This is a genomic window from Pleionea mediterranea (genome assembly GCF_003148745.1).
In the GTDB taxonomy this organism is placed as follows: Bacteria; Pseudomonadota; Gammaproteobacteria; order Enterobacterales; family Kangiellaceae; genus Pleionea; species Pleionea mediterranea.
The window spans coordinates 21903-46584 of the sequence record NZ_QGGU01000017.1; the positions used below are offsets into that span (position 1 = coordinate 21903).

The 24682-nt window shown below is 43.4% G+C and carries 21 protein-coding genes; 3 read left to right on the top strand and 18 right to left on the bottom strand.

The window, feature by feature from the left end; all coding sequences use genetic code 11:
- Position 1: 1 nt before the first annotated feature.
- The 10 genes from C8D97_RS17360 to C8D97_RS17405 all read right to left on the bottom strand — a co-directional run bounded on the left by C8D97_RS17360 (position 2) and on the right by C8D97_RS17405 (position 11021).
- The gene (locus C8D97_RS17360; RefSeq protein ID WP_109765079.1) at positions 2-1909 is read right to left on the bottom strand and encodes a serine hydrolase domain-containing protein; all 1908 of its coding nucleotides are present in this window, start codon (positions 1907-1909) and stop codon (positions 2-4) included.
- A 17-nt stretch (positions 1910-1926) separates the two neighbouring features.
- Entirely contained in the window at positions 1927-2790 is an 864-nt protein-coding gene (locus tag C8D97_RS17365) for a methyltransferase domain-containing protein (protein WP_170115292.1), read from the bottom strand.
- Between the two features lie 2 nt (positions 2791-2792).
- Positions 2793-4034 (bottom strand): DUF418 domain-containing protein, encoded by a 1242-nt coding sequence (locus C8D97_RS17370; protein WP_109765081.1) that lies wholly within the window; start codon positions 4032-4034, stop codon positions 2793-2795.
- 194 nt (positions 4035-4228) lie between these two features.
- Positions 4229-4915, bottom strand: coding sequence for a tRNA (guanosine(18)-2'-O)-methyltransferase TrmH (gene trmH / locus C8D97_RS17375; protein WP_109765082.1), 687 nt, complete (start codon positions 4913-4915; stop codon positions 4229-4231).
- A 137-nt stretch (positions 4916-5052) separates the two neighbouring features.
- Positions 5053-5448, bottom strand: a complete 396-nt coding sequence (locus C8D97_RS17380) for a RidA family protein (protein ID WP_109765083.1) — start codon at positions 5446-5448, stop codon at positions 5053-5055.
- 49 nt (positions 5449-5497) lie between these two features.
- The gene (gene spoT, locus C8D97_RS17385; RefSeq protein WP_109765084.1) at positions 5498-7600 is read right to left on the bottom strand and encodes a bifunctional GTP diphosphokinase/guanosine-3',5'-bis pyrophosphate 3'-pyrophosphohydrolase; all 2103 of its coding nucleotides are present in this window, start codon (positions 7598-7600) and stop codon (positions 5498-5500) included.
- A 238-nt stretch (positions 7601-7838) separates the two neighbouring features.
- On the bottom strand, positions 7839-8087 hold the full coding sequence (gene rpoZ / locus C8D97_RS17390; RefSeq protein WP_109765085.1) for a DNA-directed RNA polymerase subunit omega: 249 nt from the start codon (positions 8085-8087) through the stop codon (positions 7839-7841).
- 227 nt (positions 8088-8314) lie between these two features.
- Positions 8315-8932 carry a guanylate kinase gene (gmk, locus tag C8D97_RS17395; RefSeq protein WP_109765086.1) on the bottom strand — a complete coding sequence of 206 codons (618 nt, stop codon included), beginning with the start codon at positions 8930-8932 and terminating at the stop codon, positions 8315-8317.
- 78 nt (positions 8933-9010) lie between these two features.
- Complete coding sequence (fghA, locus tag C8D97_RS17400; protein WP_109765087.1) at positions 9011-9850, bottom strand: S-formylglutathione hydrolase; 840 nt, start codon at positions 9848-9850, stop codon at positions 9011-9013.
- Positions 9851-9881: 31 nt separating this feature from the next.
- Positions 9882-11021 carry an S-(hydroxymethyl)glutathione dehydrogenase/class III alcohol dehydrogenase gene (locus C8D97_RS17405; RefSeq protein ID WP_109765088.1) on the bottom strand — a complete coding sequence of 380 codons (1140 nt, stop codon included), beginning with the start codon at positions 11019-11021 and terminating at the stop codon, positions 9882-9884.
- A gap of 379 nt (positions 11022-11400) precedes the next feature.
- On the opposite strand from C8D97_RS17405, the gene C8D97_RS17410 reads away from it, so the two are divergent.
- A complete protein-coding gene (locus tag C8D97_RS17410; RefSeq protein ID WP_109765089.1) occupies positions 11401-12969 on the top strand; it encodes a Fic family protein in 1569 nt (522 codons plus the stop codon).
- A 90-nt stretch (positions 12970-13059) separates the two neighbouring features.
- On the opposite strand, the gene C8D97_RS17415 is transcribed toward C8D97_RS17410, so the two are convergent.
- The 3 genes from C8D97_RS17415 to C8D97_RS17425 form a co-directional block, all read right to left on the bottom strand.
- Positions 13060-13278 carry an amphi-Trp domain-containing protein gene (locus tag C8D97_RS17415; protein ID WP_109765090.1) on the bottom strand — a complete coding sequence of 73 codons (219 nt, stop codon included), beginning with the start codon at positions 13276-13278 and terminating at the stop codon, positions 13060-13062.
- A 38-nt stretch (positions 13279-13316) separates the two neighbouring features.
- The gene (locus tag C8D97_RS17420; protein WP_109765091.1) at positions 13317-13658 is read right to left on the bottom strand and encodes a helix-turn-helix transcriptional regulator; all 342 of its coding nucleotides are present in this window, start codon (positions 13656-13658) and stop codon (positions 13317-13319) included.
- A 176-nt stretch (positions 13659-13834) separates the two neighbouring features.
- Positions 13835-14701 carry a YicC/YloC family endoribonuclease gene (locus C8D97_RS17425; RefSeq protein WP_109765092.1) on the bottom strand — a complete coding sequence of 289 codons (867 nt, stop codon included), beginning with the start codon at positions 14699-14701 and terminating at the stop codon, positions 13835-13837.
- 264 nt (positions 14702-14965) lie between these two features.
- Here C8D97_RS17425 and rph point away from each other — a divergent pair, with 264 nt between their 5' ends.
- A complete protein-coding gene (gene rph / locus C8D97_RS17430; protein WP_109765093.1) occupies positions 14966-15682 on the top strand; it encodes a ribonuclease PH in 717 nt (238 codons plus the stop codon).
- Positions 15683-16206: 524 nt separating this feature from the next.
- On the opposite strand, the gene C8D97_RS17440 is transcribed toward rph, so the two are convergent.
- The 4 genes from C8D97_RS17440 to C8D97_RS17455 form a co-directional block, all read right to left on the bottom strand.
- Complete coding sequence (locus C8D97_RS17440; protein WP_109765095.1) at positions 16207-16857, bottom strand: hypothetical protein; 651 nt, start codon at positions 16855-16857, stop codon at positions 16207-16209.
- Positions 16858-16889: 32 nt separating this feature from the next.
- Positions 16890-18749 (bottom strand): serine/threonine protein kinase, encoded by a 1860-nt coding sequence (locus C8D97_RS17445; RefSeq protein WP_109765096.1) that lies wholly within the window; start codon positions 18747-18749, stop codon positions 16890-16892.
- Positions 18750-19189: 440 nt separating this feature from the next.
- Positions 19190-19390 (bottom strand): hypothetical protein, encoded by a 201-nt coding sequence (locus C8D97_RS17450; RefSeq protein WP_109765097.1) that lies wholly within the window; start codon positions 19388-19390, stop codon positions 19190-19192.
- 460 nt (positions 19391-19850) lie between these two features.
- Positions 19851-21878: an N-acetylmuramoyl-L-alanine amidase gene (locus tag C8D97_RS17455; protein WP_109765098.1), complete on the bottom strand. Its 2028-nt coding sequence runs from the start codon at positions 21876-21878 to the stop codon at positions 19851-19853.
- A 472-nt stretch (positions 21879-22350) separates the two neighbouring features.
- On the opposite strand from C8D97_RS17455, the gene C8D97_RS17465 reads away from it, so the two are divergent.
- Complete coding sequence (locus tag C8D97_RS17465; protein WP_109765101.1) at positions 22351-23946, top strand: protein adenylyltransferase SelO; 1596 nt, start codon at positions 22351-22353, stop codon at positions 23944-23946.
- A 225-nt stretch (positions 23947-24171) separates the two neighbouring features.
- On the opposite strand, the gene C8D97_RS17470 is transcribed toward C8D97_RS17465, so the two are convergent.
- Positions 24172-24483: a hypothetical protein gene (locus tag C8D97_RS17470; RefSeq protein WP_170115293.1), complete on the bottom strand. Its 312-nt coding sequence runs from the start codon at positions 24481-24483 to the stop codon at positions 24172-24174.
- Between the last annotated feature and the right edge of the window lie 199 nt (positions 24484-24682).

A 24682-nucleotide genomic window follows, 5' to 3' on the forward strand; every position in this document is an offset into this window, starting at 1 on the left:
TCTAATAACTAAAGGTTGATAAGCCAATTAATCCAGCCGGCAATAAGTATAAAATGGATAAAACAAACACCGCACTGCTTATCAAACAAAAAACTTTGGCAACTGAATTAATCGATTCCGAGCGATAACGAACACTTTGAATCAAACCAACAATGGCTGCAACAGGATAAAGCCAAGTTAAAATAAGAATCGATACTGAAATAAACGATGGCTGCCCCAACATAACAAAAACATCCACTAACTCACCTACGATTAACAATATTGAAGTCCCTAATATTGAAAAGGCAGCTAAGGCTGGCCAAATTCGAATTTGCATCGCTGGACCTTTGCTAATTTGTTTATTAAGTCTTCGAATTCCCCAGACAAAAAACCAAAGAATTTGTAATCCAGTGATGGTAATAAACGTCCATGCTGCTATTTTCGTAGCATAGTGATTAAAGGATGATATTTTCTGCCAATACTGCGTTCCAATTTGAACAGCCAAACAACTCTCGTCTTTTAGCAAAGCCATACTGGCGACACTGGCATCATGGCGCCTTAATAATTGATCCGATATAGGATAGAAATGTTTATCTTTTTCCGCGGATTTAGAATCACTCTTTTCATCATTTTCTTTATTGGTTGCTTTGCTAATTTCACCCCAGGCAGCTATGTTTTTTTCAACTCTTAAGTATCGACTACCAAATAATTCCGAGCCAAATCCAAACAAGGCTTGTCTTGGATTTACCAGTCGATAGAAACCGCTGTATTGCTCTGCTGTGTTTTCTGGTAAGGATGTGACTTCTGGAAGCTTTGGTCCGGATAAACCAAAGGTAATATAACGTTGCACTTCCTGATAAATCGCTTTAAACGCCTGACTGTTATCGGAATTCATCGCAATTGCATAACCCACTCCCTGATTTGGTAAATAGGCTAATTGCGATACACCACCATTGACACCGCCATTATGACCATAAAAAACAAAGTTCTTATAGGTCGTGGTAAAGTTTCCGGTTCCAAAGCCGGTTTTCATACCCGCTTTTGCAGCCAACGAAGTCTCAGGGGTTTCCATTCGTCGAATGGATTCAGCAGAGAGAATTCGATCGCCGTTGGCAACTCCTCGATTAAGATAAAACCGAACAAGATTGGCCATATCACGGGCTGACGCATTAATCGAACCGGAAGGTCGCATCGAAATATGCCAATAAGGCGCTTCTTCACCAGACTGATACAGTTTTGCCAATAAATGATCCTGCTCAGGATAACGATAGGTCGCCGTGGTCATTTCAAGTGGCTGAAAAAACTGTTGATTAATATAGCTTTCAAAGTCCATGCCGGTGACTTTTTCAATTACGTAAGCCGCTACGGCTGGTCCAGAGTTGGCGTAAGACATACGAACACCAGGGCGCCAACGCGATACTCGTGAATCGGGATGATAATCAAGCGCCTGCTTTAAAGTTAAAGGAGCAGGATCATTGCTGGCGTATTCCGTTAAGTGAATATCGTCCCAGCCAGCGCTGTGCTCCAATAAATGCACCAGTCTTACCGGGTCTGTTTCTGACCAGGGGTTATCAAATTCAATGTCTGGAGCTAATTCCTTTAGTGGTGTATTAAGATCCAGTTTGCCCTGTTCCTGTAACTTTAATGCCGCTAACGACACAAACATTTTTGAAATAGAACCTATGCGAAACAGTGTTTCTGCTGACGCAGGTTTCTTCTGCTCCCGATCAGCCATTCCGAAACCAGCAACCAGTCGATTATGATCATTTTCAACAATGGCTACAGACAATCCCGGTATGCCATGATATTCAACCAGCTCTGTTATCCGCTGCTTAATATCATCGACAGTTTTTGCCGGAGAATCGTATTCTTTAGCGACACTCAAAACACTAAACGTTAAAACGGTTATAGCGATTAGTTGTTTAATCATTGTTATTCCTTAAAAAGTTATAACGGTTTTCTTGCGACAAAATTTGCCACAGGGCGACCGTCACTTAAGTGCGATACTTCATTTTGTAAAACAATAAATTCGTCAAATGTTTCAGCCAGTTCATTCGGCTTAAGAAGATAATTGGGATTACGAGGCGAACCAATTTTTTCGCAGCCCTGCATAAAGGTGTGATAAGCGATCATACCTCCGGGAGCCAGCAGCGATTTAATTTTACTCATTAGCGGACGATGCAAATATCGACACACCACGACCGCCATAACGGGATGATTAATATGCAACGATGCAAAATCAAAATCTTTTTCCAGATCCGCTTGTTTAAGTTCCACGTGTTGATCATATTCGCTGGCTGTCAATTGGCAACGTTGCAATGCCGTTTCAGAATAATCCACACCTATCACCTGCCAACCTTGCATTGAAAGATAGACAGCATCTCTGCCCGCACCACAAGCCAGATCTAAAATGACGCCATTATTGAGGTTATCGTTCTTGTTATTGTTCTTTTTAGTGTAATTGGGTTTTAAATAGTCCTGTTCAAACTGTTTAACAAATGGCGCCGGTTGCCAGTGATAGATAGACGATCGACCTTTTGATAACAGGGAGGGATCAATAGCATTAAAATCCTCGTCTGCGATCCAGCGCTCAATAATAAAATGTCGGTCAGTAAAAAATGTTTCTGCATCCGGCCGTGATGACCGATCATAAACAATGGTTAATGCCTGTTGCTTTTGCGGCAGCTCATGCATCCGTTGAAATAATTCTGCCGCAGGAATATTGACGCTACCCTTCAAATGCCGCTGCTTAAAACTAGCGCGATCGCGGCAATCAATAATGGGACTGTCGGGTAATCTAAACTCAGTCAAACTTACGCCTCGTTTTGGGTCCGTTTCTGTTGAATGGACTGTAATTTTCCGTAGGTTAAACTGCGCCATAACCATTCAAGAGGCCCAAACCGGAAACGCGACATCCATACATTAGAAAACACAATTAGCACCAGCCAGACCGCAATGGTAAACAATACCTGTTGATAACGCTCAAGCTGACCGTACAAACCAAACCCGTGTCCGTAAATAATAAAGGTACATAACAACGACTGAGCAATATAATTGGTAAAGGCCATTTGACCGACTCGGGCAAACGAACGCTTGATCACACTGGTCTGAATATTATTCGCCAATAACATCAATAAACTGATGTAACCAACCGCAGTGAATGCGCTGCCCCAATAATTGTATTGAATACCGAACGCCATGGAATAAGTGTAATGAAATCCCGCTGCCATATTATTGCCCGCACCAATAGCGGTTAACATCATTCCGGTAGTAATTAATACCAACCCCATTAACAAATATTGAGACTTGCTCCAGGCACCTTTTACAAACCCAGACTTTAACATCGCCATTCCGATTAAATTTAACGCCAAAATTTTTGGCACATAAAAGATCATGTAAAGTTGCAAGGTTGCGGTTTGCCCAACTCGATAATTAAACGCCTCTGTCCAGCTGCCCAGATAGGCTTTTAACTCGGCATCGAGTAACGATTGATCCGGTTGCCACATCGGCAATATATCTTTAGCAATTTGCTCTTCTGTCATATGAGGAAAAGCAAAACCCTGCGACCATTGAACTAACGATATCAACACAATTAATCCAAGCGCTGTCCAGAGCCATGTTTTAACTTTAGCGTCCCGGAACAGGTAGGCCAATGAGCCGCTGATAGCATACGCCACCAGTATATCGCCCCACCAAATCAGGTAAGCATGAATAAGACCAAACACCAGTAACCACATCATACGAATGTAATGTCGTTTACCACTGTGTCCTTCACGGGCATCGGCTCGCTCGGCAAAAATTAAAACGCCCATGCCAAACAACATGGAAAAAATACTCATGAACTTTTGATCAAAAATCAGATGCGAAAAATACCATGACCAATAGTTAATACCGGTCAAATCGCCATACACGGTTGGGTTCATATAGGTGACGAACGGCATTGCGAATGCCTGTATATTCATCATTAAGATACCGAGAACCGCAATGCCCCGGATTAAATCCAGCACATGCAGCCGCTCAGACTGGTTAAGAGGCGTTGATAATGTTTGAGTCATAGCTCTATCATCCTTGTTATAATTTTTTGACCGAATGAGTCATTAGCTTATTGGTTCAATAGCCTGTCGATTTATTGGGCTATTAATTCATTAGGCTATTAATTCAATAAATATTGATATACAGCGCATAGTCTGGCAAAGAGAGTATATATTACACACCGGTAAGCTAACAGGACAAAACCTGAACAAGAAATCTATTGGCCAGACACTTTTTTCCGCAGCGACTGCCAATAGTCATCGTCCACATCGCCCTGCTCATTAATCACAGGATAAGGCAGATTATGTTTGTGGCAAAAACGCATAATCTTTGGGTGAAGCCATTCAAATTTAAGCCGTTCAAATAACTCATCCGATATCTTACGGCTGCCATACATTCCTGCTTCACTGCGCTGACGCTGGGCTTCGTACAATATAATGGAAGAGGCAACGGACACATTGAGGGATTGCACCATGCCAAGCATAGGAATTAATACATGGTGATCCGCCGCTTCGGCTGCGGCATCGCTAACGCCTTCTTTTTCAGCACCCAGTAAAAGACAAGTGGGCCTGGTGTAATCGACACTGCGAAAATCCACCGCACGATCCGAAAAATGCGCAGCCAATACCTGCATGCCCTGTTGTTTAACAACGGATAAGGCATCATCCAGCTTTTCATATTGATTGGCTTTTACCCAGCGATCACTACCCATGGCGGTACCGCTGCAGCGATGAATATTGCCTTCGGCTCGTACCGCATGCACTTCGCCAATTCCCACAGCATCGGCAGTGCGAACAATTGCCGCAAGGTTATGGGGCTTATGAACCTGATCCATCAGAACGGTTAAATCCGGTTGCCGGTCATTCAATAACGCTTCTATACGCGCCAGACGATTTTCTTTCATAGTAAGTGTATCGTGCTTTTTACATTCAACTGACTGGCTGCAAAGTTTGCGTTTCAATAGTCAATAAAAAGTAAAACGGTTGACTCGAAAAAGCGTTCGCAAACAGGTTGCCAACGCTTTGTTTAAATATTTATTAATTAGTTGGCCTGAGAGTTCACAACCATAATGCCATCCATTTCGACATTGGCACCTTTGGGCAATTCTTTTACACCAATGGCTGCTCGAGCTGGATAAGGTTCGGCAAAGTATTCCGCCATAATTTCATTGACGGTTGCAAAACAGGACAAGTCGGTCAAAAAGATATTCAATTTTACAATATCGTTTAATGAACCACCTGCGGCTTCGGCAACCGCCGACAAATTTTTAAATACCTGATGGATTTGAGTCTCGATGGAATCGTTCATTAAAGTCATTGATTCTGGATCAAGGGGAATTTGACCAGAAAAATAAACCGTACTGCCCACCTGAGTGGCCTGGGAATAAGTGCCAATCGCCGCTGGCGCTTTATCTGTGTTGATGGTTAACTTTGTCATTGTTAAGTCCTGTTATATTAACGTTAATTCTGCTGATGTCAGTGCTGAACTATTTATGTCGATGGATTCGACTGACAAATTTATGCTTTCGCACTTTGCGAATGATATTCGCCATATGCAATCGATCGCGTACCGTCATGGTAAAGTTTAACGCATTGGTCACGCCGTCCTGTTGATCAATATCTATGTTGATAATGTTCGCTTCTGCATCGGCGATTACGCTGGTCACTTTTGCCAGAATGCCTCTGTCGTTAAACACCACCACTCTTAGCTCCACAACAAACTCGCCCTGTATGCCTTCTTCCCATTGCACTGGCATAAATTTGTGTTCATCGGTTTGGTGTTTGGCAACGTTTTTACACCCCGCGCGGTGAATAATAATACCGCGTCCGGCGCTCACAAACGCAACGATGGGTTCGTAAGGGATTGGGTGACAACATTTTGCGTAACTCACCAACAATCCTTCGGTGCCACGGATCGCCAATGGTTTTTGATCAGCTGACTCACTTTCTACCGCCGACTCTTCTTTCGGTAATAATCGATGCGCAATCACAATAGCGGCCAATCGACCTAAACCAATTTCAACCAGCACTTCTTCAAAGTTTTTATGTCGCGTATTGGTGGCCACTTTTTGCTTCAGCTCATCGTCAAACTCATCGAGTGATCGTTCACCCAGAGCCTGAACCAGCAATCGCTCACCCAGATTAAGCGCATCATCGTGCCGTAAGTGTTTTAAGAAATGGCGAATGTTGGCTCGTGCCTTTCCGGTTATAACAAAACTTAACCAGCTTGGGTTTGGCTTTGCGCCTGGTGCGGTGATCACTTCCACCGTACTGCCGTTACTTAAGGGTGTACTCAGCGGCATTATTTGCCGGTTAATTTTACAGGCGATGCAACTGTTGCCGACATCGGTATGAATGGCGTAGGCAAAATCAACAGGGGTAGCACCATGAGGCAACACAACAATAGAGCCGTTGGGGGTGAATACAAATACTTCGTCGGGAAACAAATCGATTTTAACGTTTTCGATAAATTCCATGGAATCGCCGGCGCGACTCTGTAATTCCATCAAACTTTTCATCCATTCCCGCGCTTTTAATTCAGCCGGGTTAGAATCGTTGTTGGATTTATACAACCAATGGGCAGCAACCCCATTTTCCGCCATTTGCTCCATCGACTCGGTTCGAATTTGCACCTCAATGTGTAAGCCGTGTGGGCCTTTTAACGTAGTATGCAAACTTTGGTAACCGTTGGCTTTTGGGATAGCAATGTAGTCTTTGAAACGACCGGGAATGGGAATGTACAAACTGTGCAGAAAACCTAAAATTCGATAACAGGTGTCTTCGTTATCACAAATAACTCGAAAGCCGTACACATCCATCACATCGGTGAGCGAGGCACGCTTCTCTTTCATTTTCCGGTAAATGCTGAACAGATCTTTTTGCCGCCCCACCACACGAGCGTGTAAAACATCCGCTTCGAGTCGCTGCTGGATCGAATCAATTATGGTATTAACAATTTCTTTGCGATTGCCCCGCGCTTTACGGACCGACTCTTTCAATACCCGATAACGCATCGGGTATTGCGCTGAAAAACCCAGGTCTTCCAGTTCGCCGCGTATACCGTACATGCCAAGACGCAGCGCGATGGGGGCGTAAATTTCGAGGGTTTCATTGGCCACCCGGCGTCGTTTTTTCGGCTTTAATGAACCAAGTGTTCGCATGTTGTGCAAACGATCCGCCAGTTTAATCAGAATCACCCGAATATCCTGAACCATCGCCATCATCATTTTACGGAAGTTTTCTGCCTGAGCCTCTGCCCGGGTACGAAACTTGATTTGAGTCAGTTTGCTGACCCCTTCCACCAGTTCGGCAACCTGATCACCAAATTGTTGCGCCAAATCTTCTTTGGTTACATCACAATCTTCAATCACATCGTGCAGCAAAGCCGCCATGATGGTTTGCGGATCGAAATGGTATTCGGAAAGAATGCGCGCCACCGCCACGGGGTGGGTAATATAGGGATCGCCAGATGAACGCAATTGGCCAGAATGGGCATCGCGTGCCACCACATAAGCCTGCTGGATCTGCTCGACCTGATCCGGCTCAAGGTAGGTTTCCAGTTGCTCTTTTAAACCAGCAAACAGATACAAATTGCTATCTCCAATACTTCCTCGGGGTATTTAAAGTGGTACGTCTAAATTATCTATTCAGAGCCGTTATCCACTGACCTTAGGTTAATTTAAACGAGTTACTTTTTGAGGTCTAGATGAAAATAATACATCACATAAAACAAAGCTACCGAACCGCCTGAGCAGACTTCGGTAGCTTTAATGTCTATTCGTTGATGCTCAATCGCCTTTGGCGATACAGCATCCAAAAGCGAGAAAGTTACTCGGTGTATTCTTGCTCTTGTTGTTCTTCCTCAACAACATGACCCAAACGATCAACATTGCCTCGGTTTACCAGGTCTTTTTCGATTTCGCGCAGAGCAACTACGGTAGGCTTATCGTTGTCCCACTCAACCATAGGTTCTTTGCCCATGATCGCCAATTGGCGCGCACGCTTTGCAGAAACCAGTACTAAATCAAATCGGTTGCCAATTTTATCAACGGCATCTTGAACGGTAACTCGAGCCATTCAGGTTCTCCACTCTACTAATTGCTATTTAGTTGCTATCTATAATTACGATAATGAAAATAATTATGATATTAATAATTACGATATTAAAAATTCGGTTCACTGATGCGTTTGTTCGCGTGTTTGAAATGACACGCCATTAACCGCTTTATTCAGCGTAAGCCCCGAAGCAAAAGTACTTACTCACTGTGCTCACAGGGCCGCATATAATAACGTAAAATAATCGTTTAGGCCAAAAGATTGTCGATTAATTGCGCATGTCGCCGCTTCTGGTTATTGGTGGTTTGTCGCTCGGCAACAAAAATCGCCTGCAACTCGCGCTTGGCGACCTCAAAATCATCATTAATCACCAGGTAATCGTATTCGTCGTAGTGCGACATCTCTCGTCTGGCGGCCGCCATACGCTTGGCGATGACCTCTTCATCGTCCTGGCCGCGACCATGCAGTCGTTGCTCCAGCGCCTCATTGGAAGGCGGTAATATGAATACCGTACGGCAGGCTGGCATTAACTCCCGAATTTGCCGGGCACCCTGCCAATCTATCTCCAAAATGATGTCGGTGCCCTCATCGAGCTGCGCCTGCACCCATTCACGGGAGGTGCCATAGTAATTGCCGAATACTTCGGCGTACTCCAGAAAAGCATTTTGTACAATCATGCGCTGAAAATCGTCAACACTGACAAAATGATAATCGCGACCGTTTTGTTCACCCGCTCGCTGCTTTCGAGTGGTGTGCGACACCGAGATTTGAACATCGGCGGTGTCCGCTAACATGGCTTTTAACAAGCTGGTTTTTCCGGCACCGCTGGGTGCGGACACAATATAAAGTGTTCCTTGATCGGTCATACTGCCACTCAAATTGATTACAACGGGATGAAAACTAGCGAAAGTTAATCATTACAGTTATCGGGCTTTTATTCAATATTAGCGTTTCAGATGCTCGGCATGAAAACGTAAGTGCTGTTCAATAAAGCTGGCAATAAAGTAATAACTGTGGTCATAACCCTCGTGCCGATGCAACTGAAGTGGGTAATCACTTTTCTTGGCAGCCCGCTCTAATGCCTCAGGCTTTAATTGCTCGACTAAAAAATTATCGGCCAGCCCCTGATCCACTCTGGTTGGCAATGGCTGCTGACAATCGGTCATCAGTTCACTGGCATCGTACTGCCGCCACTTGGAAGTATCGTCTCCAAGATAACTGGAAAACGCTTTTTGCCCCCAGGGACAATCGACTGGATTGGCAATGGGGCTAAACGCCGACAAGGAGGTATAACGAGTCGGGTTACGCAAGCCAATGACCAGGGCGCCATGCCCGCCCATAGAATGACCAGCGAGCGCTCGCTGGTCCGTCACTGGAAAAGACTGCTCTATTAACGTCGGCAATTCTTCAACGAGGTAATCGTACATTTGATAATGCTTTGCCCAGGGCTGCTCGGTGGCATTCACATAAAATCCGGCGCCCTGACCGAGATCGTAATTATCATCATCGGCCACATCCTCACCTCTTGGGCTGGTATCTGGGCAAACAATGGCGATCCCCAACTCAGCTGCCAATTTTTGAGCACCCGCTTTTTGCATAAAGTTTTCATCGGTACAGGTAAGCCCCGATAACCAGTAAAGCACAGGCACCTTGTTCTGCTCCGATGCTTCTGGCGGCAAATAAATGGCCAGTTGCATCTGGCATTGGGTGCTACTTGACTGGTGCGTCAGCTGCTTATGCCAGCCACCAAAACTTTTATTTTCAGCGTTTACCGTAAAGGTCATAACATTGGCTCCCGATTATTCTGAATGGCCATTACTTTTCTGCGTCAAAATGAACCACCGAGCGAATACTCTTACCAGAATGCATTAAATCGAAGGCGTCGTTAATATCCGACAATCCCATGGTATGGGTGATAAAGTCGGACAATTTAAATTCACCTTCCAGATACCGGTTTACATAATCCGGCAGTTCCGAGCGACCTTTTACGCCACCAAAAGCGGTGCCCCGCCATACCCGACCAGTGACCAATTGAAATGGTCGCGTGGATATTTCCTGCCCGGCTCCGGCAACACCAATAATCACCGATTCGCCCCAGCCTTTATGGCAGCACTCCAGCGCCGACCGCATTACATCCACATTACCGATGCACTCAAAGGAATAATCGACACCACCATCGGTCAACTCGACAATAACGTCCTGAATCGGTTTATCGTATTGTTTCGGATTAATGCAGTCGGTAGCGCCCAGCTTTTTTGCCAACTCAAATTTACTCTCATTAATATCAATGGCAATGATACGACTGGCTTTCGCCATGGTTGCGCCTATCACGGCCGACAAACCGATGCCGCCCAGGCCAAAAATTGCGACCGTTGCGCCTTGTTCAACGTTTGCCGTATTCATTACCGCGCCCATACCGGTGGTCACGCCGCAACCAAGCAAGCACACTTCTTCCAGTGGCGCTTGTTTGTTGACTTTGGCCAAGGCAATTTCCGGTAAAACCGTATACTCCGAAAAGGTTGAACAGCCCATGTAGTGGTAAATGGGTTTACCGTCGATGGAAAATCGAGTGGTGCCATCGGGCATTAACCCTTTACCCTGAGTCTCGCGAATTTTTTGACATAAATTTGTTTTACCCGACAAACAAAACTTACACTCGCCACACTCTGGGGTGTACAAAGGGATCACATGATCGCCAACACTAACACTGGTTACGCCCTCACCCACAGATTCAACAATGCCGCCGCCCTCGTGGCCTAAAATAGCAGGAAAAATACCTTCCGGATCATCGCCCGATAAGGTAAATGCATCGGTATGGCAAACCCCACTGGCAATAATTTTTATTCTCACTTCACCGGCCTGAGGCGGCATTACATCCACCTGTTCAATGGTCAGTGGTTTGCCCGCTTCCCAGGCAACAGCGGCTTTGGCTTTAATGGTTTGTGCGGTGGTCATGGGGCGATCCTCTAATTTGATCTTTACAGCAGTGGTAGCGCATTTTTATCTGCACTTATAAATACATAGGGCAAAATTAGTACACTTTATTCTATACAAGCTGAAATTCTAAAATGATACACACGGTTAAGTTAGCTATAAACTTATAGCTTTGCTTATATTAAGAATATTTAATAACCAAGCAAGTGGAAGCTTTAATAATAAGTTAATATTACTTATTGGGCAGATTATAAGTGTTTTTGTGGATTTGTAAGTGTTTTTGTGGATTTGTAAGTGTTTTTGTGGATTTGTAAGTGTTTTTGTGTTTATCTAGTAAAGTCTTCAAGTAATACTAGTAAAAGCGCAGTATATATTCAAAACCTACAATGTAAAGAGTAACATGCAGCCAATAGGATATAGTTATTTAAATCGATACTATAAACTTCTCCTTCCAAAATTGGGTTTAGAAGTATACATCGATAATACGGTAGATACAGAATGCATACGAAATTACGGTAGCTTTAAAAGAAAACTCCTTCCACGATCTCGAAAATTTATAGACTGCCCTTATGAACAAATGATTTCAGCGATCAAATACCAAGGTATTCGTTTACATTATTTTTCAGCAATATTTAATAATTCACTTTTAAAGAAAGCTGACTTTAGCGCTTTTTTAGCAAAAAAACCTAATTCTAAATATAATCGGGTCCTCTGGTTTTTATATGAATGGTTAACTAATTCAAAGCTGGATCTCCCAGATCTTAAGTCTGGTAATTATATCCAACTTTTTGAAGAAAAATATTATTACACATTAAAAAATGGCAATAAAAACAAAAGAACACGAGTGATTAATAACGCGATAGGTACGCAAGCATTTTGCCCTACTGTACGCAAGACTTTAGAAGTTAAAAATCTTGCTAAAATTGACGTATACGATACCGCTTGGGCAAAGATGCAAACTCTTGGAGATTTTTTATCCTCAGATGTAATAGGGAGATCTATCAATTACCTCTATACAAAAGAAACAAAGTCTTCAACTGAAATTGAGCACGAAAAGCCAGATAAAAAAAAGATGCAGCGATTTTTAAACGCAATAAAAAATGCTGGGCTTTTCGAGCTAACCAAAGAGAAAATAATTGATTTACAAAACCAAATTGTCGAGGATAAAGCTAGAGTAACAGATTATCGTACTTCAGAAATTTATGTAGGAAGTACAATCCAACGGCTTAACTTTATAGATGAGGATGTGCACTATGTTGGCGTATTAGCTAAGTACGTCCCTGAGATGATGGAAGGCTTATTGTCGACACACGATAATTTAATGCTAGATGGGAGAGTCCCACCATTGATACATGCGGCTATCATATCTTTTGGAGAAGTCTATATTCATCCAATGGATGATGGAAATGGTCGGATACATCGGTATTTAATTCACGATGTTATGAAGCAGCGAGAGCCTGAACATAAATTTATAATCCCTATATCAGCAGCGATACTTAAAAATACAGCTAAATATGACGCTGTCTTAGAATCTATCTCAAAACCTGTAATGGCAATGCTTGAATGGGAGCTTGATACAGAAAATAACAATCGCCTTATCATACATAACGATATTGATTATATGTATAGGTATCCTGACTATACTGAGCATGTAAAATTCACCTATGAGATGATGAATAGTGCAATATCAGATGAATTAATATCTGAAATCTGCTTACTAATCGCATTTGATAGGATTAAGCGGTATATCAACGATATCGCAGACATACCAAACAATAAACTGGATAAAATAACGTCTATTATTATTAATGCTGGAGGCAAAGCTTCTAAACAAAAGCGTGCTTTTATTGAGAAACACATTGAGCATGATTGTTTGCCTGAAGTAGAAGCTAAATCGACTCAGCTACTGAAAGAGATTAAAGATAGATTTAACATTGATATTAAGTCTTTAATGAGAAAACTGCCGTAGTAAATACTTTAAATTTGATTTATAACACAACATCTATTTTAATAGCTCTACACAATTGTAGAGCTATTAAAATATTAAGGTTTAAACGCCTCAATCATACGACCATTTAATTTGAAACTCAATTTCTTCGTTACCGTCTTCGCGCTCATGCTCAATATTGTACTCGGCTCTTACTGGCACATAAATTCGCTCACCGGCAATTTGTATCTCAAACTTTTCGCCAGACTCTAATGAGTCAGCGAGGCGTCGAAGCTTTGCAACAAACTCTTTGGTTGAATAAACCTTTTCGATATCCCGTTCTTTTTTCATTTAATTTCTCCTGCTCAGTCTAGTACCTATAATAAACACTACATATTTAACGCAAATGCAATAACAAAAGCCACACTGAATGACAGCAACGTTAGTTTTATGGTTGCAGAACTTAGTTTAAACCCATTCATTTTAAAAAGAGATGACGATTGCTGACTCATGCCGCTACTGCTTTCACCGCTATTATCAATAATATCGGCAACCGTTATATCGTAAGCCGCACAAATTGACTTAACCGATTCTTGTGATGCCACACCGGTCTTCTCGATTCGCTGAATGGTTCTTAAACTGATATCAGCGACTTCAGCAAGATGTGACTGACTCCATGCTCTGGAGTCTCTGAGTTGTTTAAGTGTGTCGACGTCTAACTTCATTTCCATACTGACTTCCTCCAAATAAGTTCACACCATTATTCGGAGAAAGTCCCTGATTGAATACGTTATTTATGTGACATTAACTGACATTATTGCGTCAAATGTGCGTCAGCCATGTGGTATTAATGCGCCATCAGCGGTTCTCTGATCGACAATATGCTAAGACCTACACGACTCAATTATCACTCAATATTCTGGATCTGCTCGCGCATCTGTTCAATCAACACTTTAACCTCCACGGAGGCGGCGGTGGTTTCACTGCTGATGGACTTTGATCCCAGAGTATTGGCTTCGCGATTTAACTCCTGCATTAAAAAGTCGAGCCGTCGACCAACGGTTCCGCCTTTTTTCACCAATCGACTCACTTCTTTAATGTGGGTTTCCAGCCGGTCCAGCTCTTCATCCACATCAACCTTTTGTGCCAGCAGCACCATTTCCTGTTCCAGTCGTTCAGGATCAAGTTCCACTTTGGCGTCTTCAAAGCGGCTTAAGATACGCTCGCGTTGCCATTTGATGATGTCAGGCAGACAGGCTTTCACCTTTACCACTTGCTCGGCAATGCCGTCGAGGCGTGACTGGATCATCTCTACCATAGAAGCACCTTCTCGTTGACGCATATTGATTAAGGCATCGACGGCTTCATCAAACGCGGCCAGCAATTCTTTCTCAACTTTGGAGGTATCCAGCTCGGTGGTCTGGATAAGCCCCGGCCAGCGCATTAAATCGGTAATTTGCAGTGGTTGCTCAACGTCTGCCGCCGATTGCAGTTCTTTATGAGCCTGCATTAATTGCTGCGCCAGTTTTTGATTAATGGAAATAGCATCCGCTTCGGTGGGTGAATAATCAATTCGTAAGCTGATATCGAGCTTGCCACGTTGTAGCTTTTTACGCAGTTTATCGCGCAGCGCAAATTCCATTTTTCGAAACGCCTCTGGCAAGCGAAAGTTGGTTTCTAAATAACGCTGATTGACCGAGCGAATTTCCCAGTGAGCGTTGCCCCAATCGGCTTTTATCGGCTGGCGTGCAAACGCCGTCATGCTGTATATCATGGTGTTGTCCTGTGCTTATGCGCAAATGCATGGGTATCGATACGAATGAAAGGCATTGTAACCAACTTACCATCCGGCTTCATCCTTCTTTGCCTGTAGCAAGCCGCTCCGCTTCATGTATCTCAAGCAATATCGGCTAATTCTGCTCACGACTCTGCAAACTGCCTGCCCAATGATTTATAATGTCGCCCATAACAACACTTTTCACTCACTTTAGTCGGCTTTCTGCTCTGTCAGAAACCAACAGTCAACCAGGAGATCGCAATGCGTCCCAGCGGTAGAACCCCAAATCAACTACGTCCGGTAACCATTACTCGTGACTTCACGCGCCATGCCGAAGGTTCGGTTCTCATTGAAATGGGAGAAACCCGAGTATTGTGTAATGCCTCGGTAGTGGACGGCGTTCCGCGATTTTTAAAAGGTAAAGATCAGGGCTGGTTAACCGCCGAGTACGGCATGTTGCCTCGCGCCACCCATACCCGAAGTGATCGTGAGGCGGCTCGTGGTAAGCAATCTGGCCGCACACAAGAAATTCAACGTTTGATTGGTCGCTCATTACGCGCAGCGGTTGATATGAAACTGCTTGGCGAACACACCATTAATATCGATTGTGACGTATTACAGGCCGATGGCGGTACTCGCTGCGCATCCATTACGGGCGCATGCATTGCGCTGGTAGACGCCATTAACTGGATGGTCAAAAACAAAAAAGTAAAGGTGAACCCTTTAAAGCATATGATTGCTGCCGTATCGGTTGGTGTTTACAAAGGCACACCGGTACTGGATCTGGATTATCTGGAAGACAGCAAAGCTGAAACTGATATGAATATTATAATGGATGAAAATGGCGGCTTTGTTGAAATTCAGGGCACCGCTGAAGGCGATACCTTCTCGTATGATGACTTACAGGCCATGCTGGAGCATGGAAAAAATGGCATTCGGGAATTAATTGATGAGCAAAAACAGGCGTTAAATCAATAGTTAATTCATCAAGCTCATTTAAGAAACAAAAAAGGCCACATTGTTAAATGTGGCCTTTTTTTATTCGAGGAGTAACAATCAAAAAGTTTTCTGTAATTTTAAAACACTCTTAATCATCAAGTCTATTTTTGTGCCAGTAACTAATGCTAATTAATAAAACTGACGTAGAATAGCTTAATAAAGCAGGCAGTAAATTTCGAAAAGAAAGTGGCGATTCATATTGGCAATTCTCGCAATATGCAACTATAAAAGACACATAAAATAAAACCACATTTCCAACTAACCAAAACAAACAGTATAAAGTAATAACCGAAAACTTTTTGAAACCGTTATTTTTTCTGGCAGCAATGTATGTCACATTTTTTATCAAGATGTAACTCAAATACAAAAAGATCAACCAAAAGATAATAGAATACAGCCAGATCACTAACCCCTCCATACTTCATAAAGACTTTTTAGGCGAGGCTTTTCTTATTGACAAATGACACTTCACAGTTAAGACCTTGCCAAAAACATACGTCAAATCAGTCTGCCATTACCAGACGAGTTGAAGACGGCTGTGATTGAAACACCAGTTGCATTTTATTTTCTACCACCTGATATTCTTTGCCATCAACAATGACCGATGTTTTTATCGGGTAAACACCTTGTGGCATTCCTTTGGGCAAAGTAAAGGTAAATTCATTTTCAAACGCGCCACATTTTTTGGTGTCCTGATTCACCACTTTTACCAGACTCTTTAACGGTTTGCTGTTATCTTCATTGTCGTAAATGGTGATTTTCTCTTCTATCTGAAACGTTTCTTTGTGTTTGCTGCGAACCACTTCAAGATTCGAGACAATCGAAATTTTATTCCCCGGATTGATCACACCACCCGGTTTAACATGAGTTTGATAATTTAAAAGCTCGGGTTCATCGGGCAGTTCGTTATGAGTATCTTTGTATTTATTCACCACCTGCCTGTCATTTTGGGTTTGCTCGCTGCGATGTTCAATGATCATGTCATAAATTAACTTGGCCGCAACCCCAACCACAATAAGCGCACCTATAGTTTTAAGGTGTTTCTTTTTACAACCTGTGGCGCTTAACAAGAAAGCACAAAGAACCAATAAAGTTACTGCTTTTGAAGGTGTCGTTTTCGGTGAAGCAATTGCGCTTGGTGATCTCAGTATCATGGTGTCTCTCCGTAATTTATTCGATGGTCATGCTATTCGATGGATATCGATTTTTTAGCGTTATCCATGGCCTTTTGAGCTTCATTTTTTAATTTAACCGCGGGTGGGTATTCAGCAACAAATTCCAGAGCCGATTCTGCCTTGGCAATGGCACAACTGTAATCAAACTTTTTAAGGCAAAACCGACCATCTTCAACGATACCACTGGCTTTTTCCAACGCACTCTTTTGTTGAGCAATGGAGTAGTTAGCCGACTGTTTAAGTGACAGGGCTTGTTCGTCACCCTGCTTTAACGCTAATGCGCGCTCGGCCTGTTCTATGGCACAACTGAAATCATTGCGATCAAAACACGTCGTTGCCTGTTGCATTGCTTTAGTATAGTTCAAGCTTATGGTTTGTTGCTGTTGTGTAGCAAGCTGCGCCAAATCGTTTGCGGCTTGATGATTTGCATCAATGGCCAGGACGGCTTTTGTATGTTCGGTTACACAATTAAAGTTGCTGCTATCAAAACATTGATTGGCTTGATTCATCAATTCATTAATCGTCTCGCGGGATTTCTTTTCGAATTGCAATTGCCTGGCATTTTTTAATAATGCATTCGCCTGTTGATGTTGTGGATCGATATTTAAAATAACATTTGCGTTATTGATCACACAGCTGAAATTTTGATCCTTTAAACACGTTTCAGCGGATGCAATATTTTCTTCAATTTTGCGCTCGAGTTGTTGATTGCCAAATAAAAAGATATACGCCAGTGAGGCCAGTACCGCCACCGATAATCCAACAACCGAATAAACCAGTGGCCGTTTTGAGCGCCCCATAAATGCCTGACGAAATTCTTTAATGGTTTTTGTGCGACGCGACTTTTCAATCTGCAAGGCATTACTGAGTGCACGCCATTCTTTTTTAGATAATCCATCGATTGGCGCAGGTTGCATATTCGTCGCCAATGCCACTGGCGCTGACTGACCATTATAAGGATGCTTACCACTCAGCAGTTCATAAACAATAATAGCGGTGGCGAATACATCATCGCTTTGATCCGGATCGTCACCATTAAACATTTCAAGACTGGCGTAGCCCGGTGTAAAGGCGCCTATTTTTCCGGCGTCAAAATGGTCCTGAGTGCGTAATGCCAGCCGTGCGATGCCAAAGTCCAAAACTTTAGCGCCATCTTCCGCCAAAAATAAATTGGCCGGCTTAAGATCACAGTGGATGATGCCTTTTTCGTGTGCAAATTCAAGACCGCGGCAAACATCATCAATAATTTTAAAGGCTTGTTGTTTTGGCAGTCCTTTACTGTGCGTTTTAATCAGATTATCCAGATCATCACCTTGCAACAGTTGCATGGTCATAAAAACCGTTTCACCATCGCGGTCAAAGTCATGCACGGTAACAATATTCGGATGAGCCAGTTTTGACGAGCGACTGGCTTCCCGCTGGAGCGCAATAAAGGCATCTGGATGTTGTTTAAAATCACCCTTTAATACTTTGATGGCCACGTAGGGATCCGTGTCTCTGGCTTCAACACGGCGCAGGTCTTGCGCCCGATAAACCGCACCCATTCCCCCGGCACCAATGGTGGACTCCAGAACAAAGCGGTTATTCAGAATGATTTTTTTCTCGGCCAATGCGTTATCGGCATCACGTTTCGCCTGCTCAAACCCGGCCTGAGACTCCTGTGATTTAAGATGGCGTCCAATTTGGGTCAAGCGGGCCTGTGGCTGCGATTCTTTTATAGCGTTTGAACTCTGCTCGCCATCTGAACCGGCTTCATCAGGCACATTGGATTCATCATGATCAGCTGCGTTTGATAAAACGGTTGCATCATCAACAGGGCGGTCGTTTTCGACGCCAGAATCCTTATTTGTATTATTATGATTTTTAGTCATTAAAGCAGATATCGTTATAAGTCGGTTTTAGTAATGATTTCGCGATTAGCGTTTGAGCCTACGCGCCTGAATACTCCCCACTAGAGCGTGTTTATCTTTCGTTCTAATTTCGTTCTAACGATAGTATATGAGAACACCTGGCAAATATACTCTCAGATCCGTCTATGGCCGACAAGCGCTTATTCCCGGTATTAATTCCTGCTTTAGCGTCTGCTATTAACTTTAGATACTGAGCTCTGGCAATAATGATCAGCCCGAAAAGTAAAAACAAGGCTGTCTTGTTGAACTTTGCTTTGGATCGGCTTTCTGCATTGCTCTGTTCTAGACGGGTATTTGTATATGGATTTTTCTATGTGATCTTCTGTATATGGTTTTATCTAAAAGGTCCTTTACTCGTGTGAATACTCCGAGCTTGGGCTCATCAGCTATTAAAGCTGTTATCAGGTGGCTTTAACTTTTGTCTCGCCACAACGCTCACAGCGCAAAAGGGTCACCAGCTTTCCTTGCTTCACATCAAACTGCTTCTCTTTACAGGGCTTCCATTTATGAAAACCACTGCCACACATAGTGGAATGCTTCTGCCGCTGTTGGCGTTTGTTCTTCCGACGCGCATTGGTTAATGGAACTACGTTATCATTCATAACAGAAATATGCCTGAGTTAATCATTAAGCCTAATTAACGCTTGTGGATCCCCTCAACAAAACTGATTTTCTTATACCACATGTTAAATATAAAGTGGCTCACCGACTAGAGCGTGTTTATCTTTCGTTCTTTGAGATGCAGGCGTTTATTTTATGGCACAACAAGACAGAGGGAGTGATGAATAGTTATTCTCGACTTTGTCTCCTGAGTTGTTCTACCCCCTACGTCCTGTAGTCGTATTTGAATGACCGATAACGCAGTTGTGCCATAAAATAATCCCTGCCCGAAGGGTTGAGGCTAAAACTAAGCCATTCTTTGTTGAGAATTTCTTATTTAGAATAACTAAACCTCAAAATTCACGCCGCGACTGGCTTAGTTTTAACTCTCAACATCTCAAAGAACGAAAGATAAACACGCTCTAGCCACTTTAAGATGTATCGACTTTTCAATCAGTTCAATCAGCCTTCAAAACGATATTGTACATCATCAATGTACAGGTAGACGTTATAACTTGTCTGATTTCGATAAAACCAGATGGCGTCAAGAGTAACACTTGAGGCAGAAATAATACCGTTGCCCCCAACCCAACTGCGCCACTGTTTTGAGTCATCCAGTTTCCATTCAAGATAAGTCCATCGATTGGCAGGAATTGAACGAGCAATGGTTCGTTCTGTACCGTCGGAATCATCGGCACTCATTGCCGCCGATAAGCCACTGCCACCAGAATAGACCCAGAACCCGATCCGACCACCGGCTTTTGATAACTGTTGATTATTCGAAGGACTGCCACCACCGGATAAAAATCGCACCGACCAGTTAGCATTGGAATACTTGTTATCCACCAGCTTAATTTGCTCAGAGTATTGTCCGTTTCGGGATAAGGCACTGGTTCGACTCGCGGTGGAAGCGCTGGAAATCCCTTTTGTGGATCCCGAATACGCAGGCGTATGGATAAAATGGCCTTCACTGTTTTCAAAGTTGTCGAGCATTTTATCATTAGGGCTACCGCTACCATTTATACGCTGATAATAACCGGACCAGTTCCAGTAAATACCCGGATCGGTATGGGTTTGATTGCTAAAATGCTGATGCCCTTTTATTTTTACACTGCTTGGTAACACCTTGATGCCAGATGAAGGACTGCCTCGATAAGCTGTTGAGCAATTAATGCTGTGACGAGAACAAAAGTGCTTAACCAGATTAGCCGAAGCGTTGTACATGGCGTTGGTGTAGTAGGATGGATTATTTACATACCCTTCGTGCTCAATACCCAAAGTGTAAGGGTTATGTACACCAACATGATGCGCTTTTCGATACTCACGAACCATTTGAGTAATTTGTCCGTCTGAACTACGGATCACATAATGAGCACTGACCGAATAAGGATTGTTTCGAAACCAGGATATTGTTCCTGCGTAGCTGCCCTGAGTGGTATGAACCGTCACAGCGGATGTTCCACTGCTGCCCCGAGAACCATGATAAGGCGATTGCACATAACGCGCCGGGCCATAGTCGGTGCTTAATATCGATGGCGGCTGCAATTGACCTTTTGTTTGCCCGGCATTTAATGACGATTGATTTTTCGATGCGTCTTTCTGTTTTGGTTGATAGGTTTCACTTTGCACATCATAGTCGTACCCGGGAATTTCAATCTGATCTTTTGACATGTCCATTTTTAACATGGGTGCACGAAGTTTCAATAAGGTCTGTTGATCAAACACCTTTTGCCACTGAATACTGTGCTGTTTTACGTCGATGCCCTGATCATCCACACCACGATCGAGCGCCGACAATACATCAAATACATAACTGTCTAAGGCGTACTGTTTGACGCTGCTTTTCGCCGCGCCTGTTTCTTCAAGACCGGACAACTTTTCCAGTAACGGGCGCATCTGTTCCAGATCGGGCTGATGAAGTCCAGAGGCCTGACGCCATTGATCCAATAACGCCGCGGTTGCAATAATATTAGTGCGAGCATCAAACAGCACATCTTCAACCGGAACACGATAGGCTTTGGCAGCCTCCGAAGCCACATCACGAAACACATGGTTTTTGTGATAAAGCCCCATGATGCCGTGAGCAACGGGTCGCTCTGTATGCCCATAAGAAATATCTGAAGCGCGTTTACCAGATTTAGACGGCTCCAGACTTGCATTATCCTGACTCCAACGACTGGCACTAAAGGCTATTGCTTCAAGTAAGCCTGCAGGTAATTGCGGAAACGCAGCGTATGCATCATAAAAATGTTGTTTGTATGCCTGCCGTTTAAGCGTTTTTTGATTAAGCTTTTCACTCAGTTGTTGCTGAAATTTTTGCTCCGACACATAAGCATCTGGTGCATTGACTAACTTCTGCTCCTGTTTCAATTCATTTGTATGTTGCTGTGATGCAGAGGTCGATTTGGCAAAAGCCAGATTCGACACACACCCCATAATCACGGCGCAAGCGATTGCCCGGCCGTTCACTTGTTTTTTTGTAATCAGCATTTAAAGCTCCTCATTATTGAGTTTAAACGACTGATGCAACGCCCCTACAGCGACCTTCAAATACAAGGTTGTATAATTATTATGCCTTCGATTAAAAACAAGCCGCTGTGGTGAGTCAAACAATCCGCAGAATTGTAAGAGATTTTATTCTAAGGTGAGATAAGGAAGATAACTATTACACAACATAGACGTAAATAGTTTACAAAATCACTCACTTGTATAGTCATCAATTTTATTATTCATCAGGCTAATAATTCGAGTTGGTGTTAATACACATACCTCTGTTCAGGCTCAACTTGTTTAGTCTCTCCTTGTTTAGTCTCTCCTTGTTTAGTCTCTCCTTGTTTAGTCTCTCCTTGTTTAGTCACAACCTGATTCGCGTTACACTGTTTATTCCTGAGCAGGCGTTACTCTACAAACAGCAGCCTGAGCTCATCGCTTATTAAAAGTTACTCTTGAACCTATGACCCATATGACGTTAAACAAGCTTTCCCAACAATTGTCGCAGCAATTTATCGAACAGCTGCCGGGTATTACGGAAGACAGCCACTCGCCACGGCAAACGCCTGGTGTCTGCTGGAGTCATTGCACACCTACGGCGGTCGCGTCACCGGAAATTCGCGCCTATTTTTCCGAAGTGGCTGATGATCTCGGGATCGACGCTGCCGATATGCAAACACCAGAAATGGCACAATGGCTTGGCGGCAACCAAAACCTGCAAGGCGCTACACCTTATTCGGCCTGCTACGGTGGTCATCAATTTGGTCATTGGGCCGGGCAACTGGGCGATGGAAGAGCCATTACCATTGCCGAGATAGTTAATAATAACCAGCGCTTCGATTTGCAACTTAAAGGCGCCGGATTAACGCCCTACTCCCGTACCGCCGATGGCCGGGCGGTATTACGCTCGTCCATCCGTGAGTTTTTATGCAGCGAAGCCATGCACCATTTAGGCATACCCACCACCCGGGCATTGAGTCTGGTAACCACGGGCGAACAAGTGGTTCGAGATGTGATGTACGATGGTCACGCAGCACCTGAACCCGGCGCAGTTGTCTGCCGCGTTGCACCGTCGTTTTTACGCTTTGGCAGTTTCGAAATTTTTGCTGCGCGTCAGGAATCAGACGTTTTAAATCAGTTGATCGATTTTTGCATTAAACGGGACTTTCCCCACATTGAATCAATGGTCGATAAATCACGCGAACAAAAAATAGCACTCTGGTTCAGTGAGGTTTGCAAATCGACAGCCAAAATGGTGATTGAATGGCAGCGTGTAGGATTTGTTCATGGTGTAATGAACACCGACAACCTGTCGATACTCGGACTCACCATTGATTACGGCCCTTACGGCTGGCTCGACAATTTTGACAGTAACTGGACACCCAATACTACCGACGCCCAAGGCAAACGTTATCGGTTTGGTAACCAGCCCGCCATCTGCCGGTGGAATTTAATTTGCCTTGCCAATGCACTGGCCACCGTAATCGATGATTTGGATATTTTTAAAATGGGTATCGCCCTGTTTGATAACGAATTAAATGACGGCATGCTGGCCATGCAGTGCAATAAGTTTGGTCTGGATAATTTGGCTGAAAACGCCGAACAAAATGCTGAAGTTATCAACGCCATCTATCCCATCATGCAGCAATCCGAAATGGACTATACCTTATTCTTTACACGACTGACCGAACTCGATATTGATGTTAATAACCTCTCCACCACCCAGTTTGATGATGTGTTTTACGACGAGTCTCTAAAAGTAAACTTCGAACAAGAGTTTAAAGACTGGCTTAAAAGTTATGTAAAACTGGTCAAGCAACAAGGCCTCCCCGCTGATCAAAGGCAAGGCACCATGAAGCAAGCCAATCCGCAATTTATACTGCGTAATTACTTATCGCAACAAGCCATCGATAAAGCGGAAAAAGGTGACTTTTCAGAAGTTGATAAGCTTATGGAACTGTTAAGAACGCCCTATGATATAAGTAAAGACGATGCAGACTATTTAAGCAAAAGACCCGACTGGGCAAAACATAAAGTCGGGTGTTCGATGTTGTCGTGCAGTTCTTGATTTAATTTAACTTTCATCGAACTCGCATCGTTTTAATAAATATAAATGTGTTTGTAAATTATGAGTGCCAAGTAATAAGGTTAGGTTATGACCGTTTAGCGCTGACTTTATGGTTTAAAGAAAATATTCTTTTAAAGATAAATTTATCCTAACCCTACAGCTAACGCCCAAATCATAGGCCCGCCGCGCAGCTGTGATGGTGTCCTATGCATTTGCTTGTTAAATTTAGCTCTCAATTTCAAGATCCGGTCTTTTTGATTTGAGCTTATCAATCCCTGCACTCGTTAATCCCTTACAAAAGGAAATATCAAGATATCGAAGAGATCGCGCATCAGACAAATAACCTAATCCAGTATCAGTAATTCTGTCAGCCCACTCTAGATCCAATTCTTGTAATCCAACAATTTGTGAAACTACTGCAAGGGCTGCATCAGTTATGCCTGCGTTACTTCCATCAGTTGATATTTTCCCGATAGCTTTACCCGCGAGCTCGAGAAAGTCGTTATCTTTCGCATCTTTAAGGATAATTTCATTCATAACAGAAGAATTTAACGCCGCCATTTACGGACGGAGTGTGATGGCGGCTTTTGTGCGTGTCTTTGCACAAAAGGTGACAGCTCACGGAGTTCCGCAAGATGGCTTTGATAATCATTGAGCCTTCTCCCTAGTTTTAGCATTTAGCTAAACTTAAAGGCGACTAAACCCAAAGGAGAAGCTCAATGAACTTTTACAACAA